Here is a 13,422-nt window from a genome sequence, read left to right as displayed (position 1 = left end):
GATGAGACGCGGGTACGCGATCCTCCTCGCGCTGTGCTGCGCCCTCGCCGGCACTCTGGTCACCGCCGCCCCGGCGAGCGCCGCCCCGCAGACGATCACCAACGGTACGCAGTTCACCGACACGTCGGGCAACCCCGTGCACGCCCACGGCGGCGGCGTCATCAAGGTCGGCGCTCACTACTACTGGTTCGGCGAGCACCGCAACGCCGACAACACCTTCCGGTACGTGGACGCCTACCGCTCCACCGACCTGAAGAACTGGGAGTTCAGAAACCACGTCCTGACCCAGTCCACCGACCCGGAGCTGGCCGTCGCCAACATCGAGCGGCCGAAGGTCATGTACAACGCGGCCACCGGCAAGTTCGTGATGTGGATGCACAAGGAGAACGGCTCCGACTACAGCGAGGCCCGCGCGGCCGTCGCCGTCTCGGACACCGTCGACGGCGACTACACCTGGCAGGGCAGCTTCCGCCCACTCGGTCAGCACATGTCCCGGGACATCACGGTCTTCGTAGACACCGACGGAACCGGGTACATGGTCTCCGCCGCCCGCGAGAATCACGACCTGCACATCTACCGCCTGACCAGCGACTACACGGGCATCGCCGCCCTGGTCGCCGACCCCTGGCACGGCGGCCACCGCGAGGCCCCCGCGCTGTTCAAGCGGGGCAACGTCTACTTCATGCTCACCTCGGGCGCCACCGGCTGGAGCCCCAACCAGCAGCGGTACGCCACCGCCACCAGCATCACCGGCCCCTGGACCGCGATGACCAACGCCGGCGACTCCACGGCCTACGGATCGCAGACGACGTACGTCCTTCCCGTGCAGGGCACTTCGACCACCTCGTACCTCTACCTGGGCGACCGCTGGGGAAACTCCTTCGGCGGCACCGTCAACGACTCCCGCTACGTCTGGCTGCCGCTGACCTTCCCCACCTCGACCTCGATGTCGATGTCCTGGTCTCCGGAGGTCACCGTCGACGCGGCGACCGGCACGGCGAGCGGCACCGCCGCCACGTACCAGACGCTGATCGCCCGGCACAGCGCCAAGTGCGCCGACGTGCCGAACCAGTCACTGTGGCAGGGCGCCGCGCTCAGCCAGTACACCTGCAACGGCGGCAACAACCAGAAGTTCTGGTTCAGGTCCGTCGGCAGCGGCTACCACCAGCTGATGGTCCGCAACAGCAGCCTGTGCCTGACCGAGAACGCCACCGGCGTCACCCAGCAGAACTGCGCCGGCGCGGCCACCAACCAGCAGTGGAGCGTGACCGCTTCAGGCAGCTACTGGCTGATCAGGTCCAGGGCCACCGGCGAGTGCCTGGACGTGAACGGCGCGTCCACCGCCAACTCCGCCGCGCTGATCACGTACACCTGCAACGGAGGTCCGAACCAGCAGTGGACACGCGGAACCTGACGGGACGGCCCGGGGCGCGCTCTCCCGACGGCTACTGGGTAGCGTCCCTCCGGTGAATGTCCGCCTCATCAACGACGTATCCGATGGCCTGACCCGACGAGCTCGATCGTTTGTGGGCGTGCACGGCGTCAAGGTCGACGTTCGGCCCGTCGAGGATCACAGGCAGTGGTGGCTTGAGCGAGACGTCCCCGCAGCGGTGATCGACCGGCGTCGGCGATGACGTCGATGGCATCGAGTTGGACGACTACGAGCCGGTGCGCGAGGTGATGGGCCTGGCGGACACCTGGTGGAGGGGGCCCGACTCGCTGGTGGCGCTCTATACGGGGGAGGCCACATCACTGGGCTTCCCCAAGGGTCGCATCGCGTTGATCTACTCCGGCCTTGATGAGTTCTCTGAACTGACGCCCCCATCTAGAAAGCGCTTGCCGAAACGGGTACGGTCCAGGCGCACACCGGGTCCGTCCGACTGAGGAGTCGCGTATGAGACGTTTCAGCGCCGCCGTACTGGTGGCCGCCACCGTGGGTACCTTGCTGGCGGCGGTACCGGCCCAGGCCCACGCCGACTGCACCGCCACCGCCTGCCACTTCGACGTCCCGCCCGGCACCTACGACGTCAAGGTCGTCCTGGGCGGCGAGGCCGCGTCGAGCACGAGCATCAGCGGCGAGACCCGGCGCGCCCTGCTCCCCGAGACGGTCGTCGCCGCCGGCGAGCGCGTCACCCGCAGCTTCACGGTGAACGTCCGCACCCCGGAGGGCGAGCCGACGGGCGCCGACGGCACCCCCGGCCTGGACCTGCGACTCCAAGGCTCCGCCCCAGCCCTGGCCGACATCGACGTCACCCCGGCCCGGCACACCCGCCAGATCTTCCTCATCGGCGACTCCACCGTCTGCGACCAGCCCGGCGCCCCGTACTCCGGCTGGGGTCAGCAACTCCCGCAGTTCCTGCGCAAGGGCGTCTCCGTCGCCAACCACGCCGACTCCGGCGAGAGCACGGTCACCTACCTGCAGAACCCGCGGCTGTGGGCCACCGTCCAGCCGCGGATCCGCCGCGGCGACCTCGTCCTCGTCCAGCTCGCCCACAACGACAAGACCACCGACGAGCCCACCTACCGGGCGAACCTCGAAACACTCGTGGACGGCGTCCGCGCCGAGGGCGGTCGCCCGGTGCTGGTCACGCCCATCGTGCGACGCTGGTTCAACGCCGACGGCACCCTGAACAACGGCACCGCCCTGCTGGTCAACGGCCTCGGCGTCGACCACCCGGCCGTCACCCGCTCGGTCGCGGCCGCCAAGGACGTCCCCCTCATCGACCTCACGGCGAAGACGAAAACGCTGGTGGAGACGCTGGGCGTCGAGGCGTCCAAGGCGCTGTACCTCTACAACGAGAAACGGGACAACACGCACACCTCCGTGTACGGCGCCACGGTCTACGCGGGCCTGGTCCGGGACGAACTCACCGCTCAGCATCTGGTGCCGCAGGGCCGGGCGCGGGTGGGATGAACTCCTGGGGTGCCCCGACCGGAACCGGGGCACCCCAGGCCCAGCTGGAAGGACGACCTGCCGATGGATCTGCCCCCGGACGACCGCGCCCCGAGCCCGTACACCGGCTACACGCGCGCCCACTGGGAGGCCGCCGCCGACGCCCTGCTCGCCGCCGTCGAGCCCTACGCCACCGAGGACCACGCCCTCTACGACCTGCCCGGCGACCACACCAGCTGGTCCGGCAGGCTCTCGGACGGCCTGGAGGGCTACGCCCGTACGCTGCTGCTCGCGGCCTTCCGCCGGGACGGGACCGCGCTCGAACGGTACGCCGAGGGACTCGCCGCCGGCGTGTCCGGCGTCTGGCCCCGCATCGCCGACCGCGGCCAGCCCCTGGTCGAGGCGGCGTCCATCGCCCTCGCGCTGCGCCTGACACGCGACCTGCTGTGGGACCGGCTGGACGACGGCGTACGTCAGCGGGCGGCCGCCTGGCTCGCCGACGCGCTCACCGCGGAGCCATGGCCGTGCAACTGGGAACTGTTTCCGGTGACGGTCGGTGGCTTCCTCCAGGAGATCGGCCACGAGACGGCGGCGTCCCGCAAGGCGATCGACCGCGGGCTGGAACGCATCGAGGAGTGGTACGTCGGGGAGGGGTGGTACACCGACGGGGACGGGCGCAAGTTCGACTACTACAACGGCTGGGCGATGCACCTCTACCCGGTCCTGCACGCCTGGCTCGCCGACGACAAACGGTTGCTGGACCTGTACGGCGGCCGGCTCTCCCGGCACCTCGCCGACTACGCCCGCCTGTTCGGGGCCGACGGCGCCCCGATGCACCAGGGCCGCTCCCTCACCTACCGCTTCGCCACCACGGCCCCGCTGTGGCTCGGCGCGCTCACCGGCCACACCCCGCTGTCGCCGGGTCAGACACGGCGGCTGGCGTCGGGCGCGCTGCGTTACTTCCTGGACCGGGGCGCGGTGGACGACCGTGGCCTGCTGACCCTGGGCTGGCACGGCCCCAATGCGGCGTTGCTGCAAGGCTATTCGGGACCGGCGTCCCCGTACTGGGTCGGCAAGGGCTTCCTCGGGCTGCTGCTGCCCGCCGACCACGAGGTGTGGACGGCGACGGAGGAACCGGGTCCGGCGGAGCGGGCCGACGCGGTCACGCCGGTCGGCCCGCCCAACTGGCTGTTGCAGTCCACGCGTTCGGACGGCGTGGTCCGGCTCCACAACCACGGCAGCGAGGACGTGCGCTACGACCCGTACTACACGCGCCTCGCCTACTCGACCGTGACGGAGCCTTCGGCGTCGTACGACAACAGCGTGATCGTCGGGGGCGACGCGAGCCGGACGGGGATCGTGCCGCTGGGGGTGGGGGAGGGCTGGGCGGCCTCCCTGCACACCGTGAGTGACGGGATCCGGGTCACGAGCCTGGTGGTCGCCGAGGGTGCGGTGGAGGTACGCGCGCATCTGGTGGCCGGCGCGGCGGCCGGGACCTCGGTACGGGTCACGGGGTGGGCGGCGAAGGACGGCGTACGCGCCGAACTCGTCCCCGTCATCGGCCTCGACGACACCCTGACCGGCACCGTCACCGACACTCCTGCCCTGTTCGTCGCCCTGGCGCGCCTCACGGCGGACACGGACCCGGAACCGCTCCCGCGGCTGGTCTCGGTGGACGTCCGCGATGCCTACGAACTGCACGTGCGGTGGTCCTCCGGACCTGCCGCCCGCTTCCGCTTCGTCAAGTCGGCCGAGCGATCCGCGGACTTGTGGACGGTGACGCCCGTGTGAGCCGTATCCCCGCGAGACGTCGGCCGACACCGAAACGATCGGTGCCTGCCGTGACGGCATGACCCCCTTCACGGGCACTCCACCGTGGCCGTCGGCGGGGACGGCCCGCCGGACCCGGACGGTTCCGGCGGGCACGCCAAGTGCTTCGGAGGGAACGCCGGATCAGCCGATCGGTGCGTACAGCACACCCAGCTTGTCGATCTCGTCGCCCGAGCGGCCCGTGAAGCCGACGATCTGCCGGCCGGACGGGGCCGTGAACGTTTTGGCCGCGGTCGTCGCGGTGCCGGCCGTGAGCGTACGGCCCCTGTCCGTGGTGAACGCGGCCGAGAAGATCCGGGTGCGGCCGTCCTTCTGGCCCTGCGTCAGCTTCACCGAGGTGAGGTGCTCGCCGGCGGCGAGGGTGAGGGAGGTGGCGGTGCCGCCCGCACCGCCGTGCGTGAGGACCGTACCGCCGTCGTGCGTGAGCGAGACCGCGTCGAGGCGGGCGCCGCCGCGCAGGGTCAGGGCGCGGGGCGACGGGGTCGCCGGGAGGTCGTCCGCGTCGTTGAACGCCGTGCCGTGCGGGCCGCCGAAGAAGTCGCTTGCCTTCAGGGACGGGTTGACGGTGTAGGCGAAGTCGACCGTGTGCGGGAAGTGGTCGGACAGGTGCTCGCCGTCGGAGCGCAGGAAGGAGCGCCACTCGTTGTTGTAACGGGTTGCGTCCAGGCTGACCAGGTCGCTGCCGCGGTAGAGGACCTTGTCGACGACCTCGCAGTCGTTGGTCGGGGCGGCCGCGTCGCAGACCAGCGCGTCGCTGCCCTGCGCGGGCGGCGTACCGCCCTTGACCAGCTCCACCCAGGCGTCGGTGAGGCCGTTGTCGGAGACGAGCGTGCGGATGTTGTCGCCGGCCCGCGTGTAACGGGTGTTGGTGTCACCCATGACGATCACCGCGTTGCCAGCGGAGTTCGCCTGGATGAAGTCCGACAGCTGCGCGAAGTTGGCGCGCCGGGCCGCCAGCGCCGCGTCCGTCACGTCGGCGTTGGTGTGGACGTTGTAGAGGTCCACGAAGACGCCTTCGGCAAGGCGTACCCGGGCGAGCGTGAAGCCCTTGGGGGTCAGGCAGTCCGTACCGGTGCAGTCCGTCCAGTCGACCCGCTGGAAGTCCTCGAAGGCGTGGTCGGAAAGGGTGTTGAGACCGTCCCCGAACCCGGCGCCGCCGCTGGTCGCGGTGCGGTACGGGTGGTTGTCGTTGGCGTACAGCGACGCGTGGTAGTTGAAGTCCTCCTGGACGTTCACGAGGTCGTACGCGCCCAGCCGCTGCCCGATCAGCGGGGTGTTGGTCTCCGGGTCGCTGTCGCCGAGGCCGAGCGGCAGGCCCGCGATGTTGTACGTGAGGACGTCGAAGGTGCCGGTGGGGGCGGCCGAGGCGGGCGCGGCGCCGGTGGAGACGAGTCCGGCCAGGGCCAGGGCGCCGGCCGCGAGGGTGCCGATGAGTCTTCTCATGATGGGGGGTCGCTCCGGGGGGTGGGAGTCGAGCGGGAGATGAACGCTGTTCAGGTTCGAGGGTGAATTCTGCATCGGGCAAGGGCAGTTGGGGAAACGGAACGGGTGTGTGGACGAGCGGCCGTGTCCATGACGTCCGGGGATCACTCATGGGTCGTTCAAATTCATCTGCTGCCTCGATTCTCCTCACGCGGCGCATCAGCGTCGTAAGAAGGCAACCGCCGCGGAAGGCAGCAGCGGTCTCCAGGAGGCGCATCATGGGGCACAGCCACGGACACGGGCACCACCATCACGGACACGAGCACGACCACGGTCACGAGCACGCGGCTCTGCCCGCCGCCTTCGACACCTCCGTGCCCGACGAGGCCCTGACGCCCGAGCAGCAGTCGCGCCGCTCGCTGCTGCGCCGCGCCGGTCTGCTGGGCGCGGGCCTGGCCGCCGGCAGCGTACTGTCGGGCACCGCCGGGACCGCCCCGGCCGCCGCCGCCACCAACGGCCGTCGCGGCAAGGGTTTCCTGTGGCTGGCCGGTGACCACCACATCCACACGCAGTACAGCAGCGACGGCAAGTACCGCGTCGTCGACCAGGTCCGCCAGGGCGCCAAGCACGGCATGGACTGGCTGGTCATCACCGACCACGGCAGCACCACGCACGCCAAGATAGGCGTGGAGAAGGTCAACCCGGACATCCAGCAGGCCCGCGCCGCCTACGAGGACACCCTCGTCTTCCAGGGCCTGGAGTGGAACATCCCGGCCGCCGAGCACGGCACGGTGTTCGTGCACCCCGGCAGGAACGAGGTCTCCGTCCTCAAGCAGTTCGAGACCGACTACGACGGCAGCGTCAAGGGCGCCTCCGACTCGACGCCCGCCAACGAGGCGCTGGCCGTCGCCGGTCTCGCCTTCCTCGGCGAGCAGGTCCGCCGCCGCAAGGTCAAGGACGCGCTGATGCTCGCCAACCACCCGGCGCGGCGCGGCGTCGACTCCCCGCACGAGATCCGCGCCTGGCGTGACGCCACGCCCGCGAGCCACCAGATCGCCATCGGCTTCGAGGGCGCGCCCGGCCACCAGGCCGCCGGTATCCCCGCGCCGCTCGGCATGGGCCGGGCGCGCGGCATCTACGACAACAACCCCAGCGCCAACTCCTTCGCCGGCTACCCGCCGGAGAGCTACCGCACCTGGGGCGGCTTCGACTGGATGACCTCCACCGTCGGCGGCCTGTGGGACAGCCTCCTCGCCGAGGGCAAGCCGTGGTGGATCACCGCCAACTCCGACTCCCACCAGGTGTACGCCGACACCGCCGCGCGCGGCGGCGGCGACTTCAACGCCAACGGCCGTTACGACGACCCGGTCTACGGCGGCAAGATCGACGTCTCCCAGGGCGACTACTGGCCCGGCTACTACAGCCGTACCCACGTCGGCGCCGACGGCTTCTCGTACGCCGCCGTCATGGACGGTATCCGCGCGGGCCGCATCTGGGTCGACCACGGCCAGCTGATCGGCGGCCTCGACGTCCGGGTGTCCGGCGGCAGCCGCTGGGCCACGCTGGGCGGCGCCCTGCACGTGCGCAAGGGCACGAACGTCACGCTGACCGTGGACGTGGCGCTGGCCGGAGGCCCCAACTGGGCGGGCTTCCTGCCGAAGCTGGCCCGCGTGGACGTCATCCAGGGCGATGTGACGGGCGAGGTCAAGGACAAGGACACGTTCACCGCGCCGACGGCCAAGGTCGTGAAGTCGTACGAGGTGAACAAGTCGACCGGCACGGTCCGCCTCACCTACGACCTCGGCAAGGTCGACCGCCCGGTCTACGTCCGTCTGCGCGGCACCGACGGCAACCGCTCGGCCGTCGGCGCGATGGGCGCGGCCGTCGACCCGGCCGGCCCGGCGCTCGACGTCGTCGGCGACGCCGACCCGTGGCTGGACCTGTGGTTCTACTCCAACCCGGTGTGGGTCCTGCCCTCGTGACCCCGTACGTCCTCACCGTCGACGCGGGCCTGAAGGACCTGCGCGCGGCCGACCACCTGCTCCTGACGCTGGCGGCCGAACTCGCCCTCCCCGAGGGCACGTTCGGCTGCACGCACCTCGTCCGGGACGAGCGGCCGCGGGTCGCGCTGTCCTTCGCGATGGCGTCGGAGCCGGTCCTGCGGTCGGCCCGCGAGTGGCTGACGGCGAAGGGATACGAGGTGCTGGACGGCGCCCCCGACGAGGTCGGCCGCGCCGTGCTCTACCCGGGCGCGGCCGACCTCACCGGCACGCTGTCGATCGCGGAGCTGCTGTCCCGCTCCGCGATCGACCGTGTGACCGTCCTCGGCGCGACGCAGCCCCCGGCTCCGGACACCACCGTCGTCACCCGGGACCACGTACGACCGCAGTGGCAGAACGGCGAGCTGATACTCGCCGCCATGCCGGCCGTCGGCGGCACCCTGACCCCCTTCGAGGTCCCGGACCCGACACCCTGCTGCGCCGACCACTGAGAGCCGCACGGTGGTGTGGAAGGTCCGGGTCAGGGGCCCGGACCTCGATACTGCCGCTCAGCCCGTCTGCGTGAAGGTGAAGGAGAACGTGGTGGGTCGTGCGTGCAGGTGGTACTGGGGGAGTGTGCCGGGGCCGCAGGACTGGGAGCCGATGCCCATCTGGCCGTGGTCCAGGTTGACCCACACCGTGTCGCCGGGCGTGAGGTCGGTCGGGTGTGCGGCGGCGTCCAGTTGCTCGGTGGTCCAGCGGCGGGCGGTGAACCAGAACTCCGGGTCGCCCTCGACGCGCAGGCCACCGAGTTCCGCCCAGCGGACGTCGGCGCGGGCGCCGTTCTCCTGCGGGCGGACGTAGGGGGTCTGCATCTCGTCGACCGTGGAGTGCCAACGGCCCAGCATCGAGGCGGACTTGGTGTCCGGGTACGCCTCCCCGGGGCCGCCGCCGAACCATGTCACCTCGTCCGCCGACGCCAGCCCGAAGCGGATGCCGAGCCTGGGCAGGGGCAGCCGCCAGTCGCCCTCGGGCGTCACGGAAACGGAGAGGCGCAACCGGTCTGCGTCGGCTGTCCAGCGGTACACCGTCCGCAGGGCGACCTCGGCGGCCGCGGGCGCCACCCGGGTCCGTACCGTCAGCGCGTTGTCGTCCCACTCGACGCCGTCCAGCCGGTGTCGCATCCGGTGCAGGCCGAGCTTGCGCCACAGCAGGCCGTAGCGGGCGTCGGGCTGCCAGTGGGCGCCGTTGTCGTTGTCGGTGGGGGCGCGCCAGACGTCGAGGCGGAGTGGCGACACGATCTCGACGCCGCCGATGGTGCGCAAGGTACCCGTGCGGGCGTCGAAGGTGGCTGGGCCGAGGCGGACGAGGGGTCCGTCGACGGTGGGGGGCTGGGTGGCGGCCGGTGCGGGGGACTCTCGCCTGCCGAGCGGAAGCTGGGCCCAGGCCACCTGGTGACCCCGCTCGGCCCACGGTGTGTCCTGCGCCAGCAGCGCCCGTACCGTCCACTGCGTCTCGGCACCGGCCGGAGCGTCGGGCGGTGCGGGCAGCTTCACGTCGGCCGACTCGCCCGGTGTGAGCGGCGGGACCGACAGCGGGCCCGACTCGACCGTCTCGCCGTCCACCTGGCAGGACCATTCGAAGGCGAGGGCGGACAGGTCGGCGAAGTCGTACGCGTTGGTGACACGGACCGTGCCGGACGGGCCGTCGCCGTCGATCCGGACCGGCTCGATCACCTTCTTGTACTCGGTCAGACCCGGCGACGGCGTCCGGTCCGGGAAGATCAGCCCGTCGCAGACGAAGTTCGAATCGTGCAGTTCCTCGCCGAAGTCGCCGCCGTAGGCGAAGCCCAGCTCGGGATGGTTGATGCCGTGGTCGATCCACTCCCAGATGAAGCCGCCCTGGAGCCGGTCGTACGACTCGAAGATCCGCTGGTAGTCGGCGAGGCCGCCGGGGCCGTTGCCCATGGCGTGGCCGTACTCGCAGAGGATGAAGGGGAGCTCGCGGCGCTTGTGCGTACCGCCGTCCAGACGGCGGCCGATCTTCTCGACCTCGGCGTGGGGGGCGTACATCCGCGAGTACATGTCGGTGTCACGGCAGTCGATGTCGCCCTCGTAGTGCACGAGGCGTGAGTCGTCGCGGCCGTGGATCCACTCGGCCATGGCGGTCAGCCCGCGTCCGGTGCCGGCCTCGTTGCCGAGGGACCAGATGACGACCGACGGGTGGTTCTTGTCCCGCTCGACCATACGGGCGGCACGGTCGAGCAGGGCCGGGGTCCAGCGGTCGTCGTCGACGGGGTTGTCCCGCCAGGACTGCTCGACGAAGCCGTGGGTCTCCAGGTCGCACTCGTCGATGACCCACAGACCGTACTCGTCGCACAGGTCGAGGAAGGCGGGGTGCGGCGGGTAGTGGGAGGTGCGGACGGCGTTGAGGTTGTGCTGTTTCATCAGCAGCACGTCCGCGCGCATGGTGTCGAGGTCGAGGGCGCGGCCGCGCTCGGGGTGCCACTCGTGCCGGTTGACGCCCTTGAAGAGGATCGGCTTGCCGTTGACCTTGAGCAGGCCGTCTTCGAGGCAAACGGTCCGGAAACCGACGCGCAGGGGAACACGTTCGCCGTCGGTGGCCAGTACGCCGTCGTAGAGGCGCGGGGTCTCCGCGGTCCAGGGTTCGACGGCGACCGTGACCGACTCGCCGGTGGCGAGGTCGACGGACAGCTCCGGGACGGTGACCCGGCCGGGCACGTCGGAGTCGACGCGCAGGGTGCCCTCGCCCGTGAGGTGGTCGTAGGAAGCGTGCACGAAGAAGTCGCGCGCGCCGTTCGCCGGGCGGTGCAGCAGGGTGACGTCACGGAAGATGCCTGGCAGCCACCACTGGTCCTGGTCCTCCAGGTACGAGCCCGCCGACCACTGGTGCACCCGCACCGCCAGGACGTTGCCCGTCGGTCGCAGCAGGTGCCCGACCTCGAACTCGTGCGGCAGGCGCGAGCCCTTGAACTCGCCGAGTTCCGTGCCGTTCAGCCAGACGCGGGCGCAGGATTCGACGCCGTCGAAGCGGACGGTGGCGCCGCCGTCCGACGGCCAGTCGTCGGGGAGGTCGAAGACGCGGAGGTGGTCGCCGGTGGGGTTCTCGGTGGGCACGTGCGGGGGGTCCACCGGGAACGGGTACAGGTGGTTCGTGTAAATGGGCGAACCATGGCCCTGTAGGACCCAGTGCCCGGGGACGGTGACCTCCGCCCAGTCCCCGGCGTCGTATCCGGGCCCGGCGAAGGAGTCGTCCTCGGCGTCGGCGGTCGGTGACAGGCGGAAGCGCCAGCTGCCGCCCAGGGACAGGGACGCGGCGTCGGAGGACGCGTACCAGGCGCGGGGCGGCAGGGCGCCGGTGCCGGGTGCGACGTCCTCGACGTAGCCGATGGCGGGTGTCGTGGTGCGGAGGGACATCGGTCTCCTTGCTCAGCCCTTGATGCCGGTCTGCGCGATCCCCTGCACCAGCCAGCGCTGGAGGAAGAGGAACACGAACACCAGGGGCAGGATGGAAATGGCGGTGGCCATGAAGATCAGGTGGAAGTTGACGGTCTGGTTGGTCATGTACGAGGAGAGCGCCACCTGGACGGTCCACGCGCTCGGGTCCTGGCCGATGACCAGGGGCCACAGGAAGGCGTTCCACCCGCTGATGAACGTGATCGTCGCGATCGCGGCGAAGAAGTTCAGCGAGTTGGGTACGACGACCCGCCAGTACGCGCCCCAGTAGCCGAGCCCGTCCACGCGCGCCGCCTCCTCCAGCTCCTTCGGGAACCCCAGGAAGTACTGCCGGAAGAGGAAGCAGGTGAAACCACTGAAGAGGCCGGGGATGATCAGTCCGCGGTATGTGTCCACCCAGCCGAGTGACGAGACCAGCACGAAGCTCGGCACGAAGGTGACGGCGGTCGGCACCATCAGCGTCACCAGAACGGCGTAGAAGATCTTGTTGGCGTGTCGGTACGGGATGCGGGCGAGGCCGTAGCCGGCCAGTGAGCAGACCAGCAGGGTGCCGAGGGTGTGCGCCACGCCGACGATCGCCGAGTTCCACAGGGAGCGGGCGAAGTCGACCGAGGGGTCGTCGAACGGTTCGGTGATGTTGCCCCACTGGATGTCCGTGGGGAACCACTTCCACTCCTCGCCCGTGATCTCCGGGTCCGTCATCAGGGCGTTGCGGAGGATCAAGTAGAAGGGGACGAGGAAGAGGAAGGCGGCGACGGCGGTGGCGAGGTAGAGCCCGGCGGAGCCGGCGACGCCTCGCCGGCCGCGACCCGGCTTGTTCGGCGGGCGTGTGGTCGTGGTGGCGGTCACTTGGACTCCTCCCCGCGTCCGAAGCCCATGATCCGGCCCTGGAGCAGGGTCACGATGCAGATCAGCACCGTGAGGATCAGCGCGCCCGCGCTGCCGGCGCCGTAGTCCTGGTTCTCGCCCAGCGCCATGTAGTACAGCTCGACCAGCGGCGGGCGGCCCCAGGTGGTCTTCGCCATCAGGTTGAAGAACTCGTCGAAGGCCTGGTAGGCGGCTACGAGCAGCAGCAGGATCACGGCGGTGGAGGTCGCGCGCAGCTGGGGCAGGGTGATGTGACGGAAGGTCTGCCAGCCCGGCCTGGCCCCGTCGATGGCGGCGGCCTCGTACAGCTCCTGCGGGATGTTCTGCAGGGCCGCCAGGAACAGGATCATGTAGAAGCCCGCCTGGAGCCACAGGCGTACGGTCACGATGACCAGCCAGTACCAGGGCGGATCGGGGTTGGCCAGCCAGGCGATGTTCTCGACGCCGAACCAGCCGAGGACGGTGTTCGCCAGGCCGAAGCGGACGCCGTTGAAGATGGACATCTTCCAGATGAGCGCGGCGGCGACATAGCTCACCGCCGTCGGCAGAAAGAACACCGACCGGAAGAAAGCCCGCATGAACCGCAGCCGGTTCACCATCAGCGCCAGCGTCAGCGAGAGCGCCCAGGTGGTCGGCACGATGATCACGGCGAAGACCGTGAAGGTGACGAGCGAGCCCATGAAATCGTCGTCCGTCAGCATCGTCACGTAGTTGTCGAAGCCGACGAACTCGCTCGGTGTGACCGTGAAGCGGGCCTCGAAGAAGGAGAGCCACAGACTCCACAGGATCGGGACGTAGACGAAGATCACCAGGCCGATGAGGAAGGGGCCGGTGAAGAGCCAGAAGTTGAAGGTGCGGCTGCCGAGCAGCCTCCGCCGCGGCCGGGCCCCGTCGGCCCGGGCCGGGGCGGGGGGCTTCGCGACACCCTGAGTCGTGGTGGTCGACATCGCGCTGC

9 protein-coding genes are annotated in these 13,422 nt (G+C 70.4%); 5 read left to right on the top strand and 4 right to left on the bottom strand.

Going from position 1 to position 13,422, the window contains the following annotated elements; genetic code table 11:
- Nucleotide 1 precedes the first annotated feature (1 nt).
- The 3 genes from I2W78_RS07170 to I2W78_RS07160 all read left to right on the top strand — a co-directional run bounded on the left by I2W78_RS07170 (nucleotide 2) and on the right by I2W78_RS07160 (nucleotide 4,684).
- Complete coding sequence (locus I2W78_RS07170; RefSeq protein ID WP_196457937.1) at nucleotides 2-1,414, top strand: RICIN domain-containing protein; 1,413 nt, start codon at nucleotides 2-4, stop codon at nucleotides 1,412-1,414.
- Between the two features lie 480 nt (nucleotides 1,415-1,894).
- The gene (locus tag I2W78_RS07165) at nucleotides 1,895-2,914 is read left to right on the top strand and encodes a rhamnogalacturonan acetylesterase (RefSeq protein ID WP_196457936.1); all 1,020 of its coding nucleotides are present in this window, start codon (nucleotides 1,895-1,897) and stop codon (nucleotides 2,912-2,914) included.
- A gap of 63 nt (nucleotides 2,915-2,977) precedes the next feature.
- On the top strand, nucleotides 2,978-4,684 hold the full coding sequence (locus tag I2W78_RS07160) for a DUF2264 domain-containing protein (RefSeq protein WP_196457935.1): 1,707 nt from the start codon (nucleotides 2,978-2,980) through the stop codon (nucleotides 4,682-4,684).
- A gap of 162 nt (nucleotides 4,685-4,846) precedes the next feature.
- Here the strand turns inward: I2W78_RS07160 and I2W78_RS07155 are convergent, their stop codons facing one another.
- Nucleotides 4,847-6,166: a jacalin-like lectin gene (locus tag I2W78_RS07155; protein ID WP_196457932.1), complete on the bottom strand. Its 1,320-nt coding sequence runs from the start codon at nucleotides 6,164-6,166 to the stop codon at nucleotides 4,847-4,849.
- A 257-nt stretch (nucleotides 6,167-6,423) separates the two neighbouring features.
- Between I2W78_RS07155 and I2W78_RS07150 the strand changes: the two genes are divergently transcribed.
- Together I2W78_RS07150 and I2W78_RS07145 are read left to right on the top strand one after the other, a co-directional pair.
- Nucleotides 6,424-8,127, top strand: coding sequence for a PHP domain-containing protein (locus I2W78_RS07150; protein ID WP_196457930.1), 1,704 nt, complete (start codon nucleotides 6,424-6,426; stop codon nucleotides 8,125-8,127).
- Nucleotides 8,124-8,636, top strand: coding sequence for a hypothetical protein (locus I2W78_RS07145; RefSeq protein ID WP_196457928.1), 513 nt, complete (start codon nucleotides 8,124-8,126; stop codon nucleotides 8,634-8,636). Before I2W78_RS07150 ends, I2W78_RS07145 begins: the two co-directional genes overlap by 4 nt.
- Before the next feature lie 57 nt (nucleotides 8,637-8,693).
- Here the strand turns inward: I2W78_RS07145 and I2W78_RS07140 are convergent, their stop codons facing one another.
- Genes I2W78_RS07140 through I2W78_RS07130 form a run of 3 tightly spaced genes read right to left on the bottom strand, consistent with a single transcriptional unit; the run spans nucleotide 8,694 to nucleotide 13,414 of the window.
- The gene (locus I2W78_RS07140; protein WP_196457926.1) at nucleotides 8,694-11,561 is read right to left on the bottom strand and encodes a glycoside hydrolase family 2 TIM barrel-domain containing protein; all 2,868 of its coding nucleotides are present in this window, start codon (nucleotides 11,559-11,561) and stop codon (nucleotides 8,694-8,696) included.
- 12 nt (nucleotides 11,562-11,573) lie between these two features.
- Nucleotides 11,574-12,449, bottom strand: a complete 876-nt coding sequence (locus I2W78_RS07135) for a carbohydrate ABC transporter permease (protein WP_196457924.1) — start codon at nucleotides 12,447-12,449, stop codon at nucleotides 11,574-11,576.
- Complete coding sequence (locus tag I2W78_RS07130) at nucleotides 12,446-13,414, bottom strand: carbohydrate ABC transporter permease (protein WP_196457922.1); 969 nt, start codon at nucleotides 13,412-13,414, stop codon at nucleotides 12,446-12,448. Before I2W78_RS07130 ends, I2W78_RS07135 begins: the two co-directional genes overlap by 4 nt.
- Nucleotides 13,415-13,422 lie beyond the last annotated feature (8 nt).

The organism is Streptomyces spinoverrucosus (genome assembly GCF_015712165.1).
Lineage (GTDB): Bacteria > Actinomycetota > Actinomycetes > Streptomycetales > Streptomycetaceae > Streptomyces > Streptomyces spinoverrucosus_A.
Note: the sequence above shows the minus strand (reverse complement) of the source record. Positions and strands in the feature narration are given on the sequence as shown.

Bases quoted from the DNA above. Each gene is read 5' to 3' on its own strand.
- I2W78_RS07170 (WP_196457937.1), top strand. From the start codon at position 2: ATGAGACGCGGGTACGCGATCCTCCTCGCGCTGTGCTGCGCCCTCGCC.
- I2W78_RS07165 (WP_196457936.1), top strand. From the start codon at position 1,895: ATGAGACGTTTCAGCGCCGCCGTACTGGTGGCCGCCACCGTGGGTACC.
- I2W78_RS07160 (WP_196457935.1), top strand. From the start codon at position 2,978: ATGGATCTGCCCCCGGACGACCGCGCCCCGAGCCCGTACACCGGCTAC.
- I2W78_RS07155 (WP_196457932.1), bottom strand. From the start codon at position 6,166: ATGAGAAGACTCATCGGCACCCTCGCGGCCGGCGCCCTGGCCCTGGCC.
- I2W78_RS07150 (WP_196457930.1), top strand. From the start codon at position 6,424: ATGGGGCACAGCCACGGACACGGGCACCACCATCACGGACACGAGCAC.
- I2W78_RS07140 (WP_196457926.1), bottom strand. From the start codon at position 11,561: ATGTCCCTCCGCACCACGACACCCGCCATCGGCTACGTCGAGGACGTC.
- I2W78_RS07130 (WP_196457922.1), bottom strand. From the start codon at position 13,414: ATGTCGACCACCACGACTCAGGGTGTCGCGAAGCCCCCCGCCCCGGCC.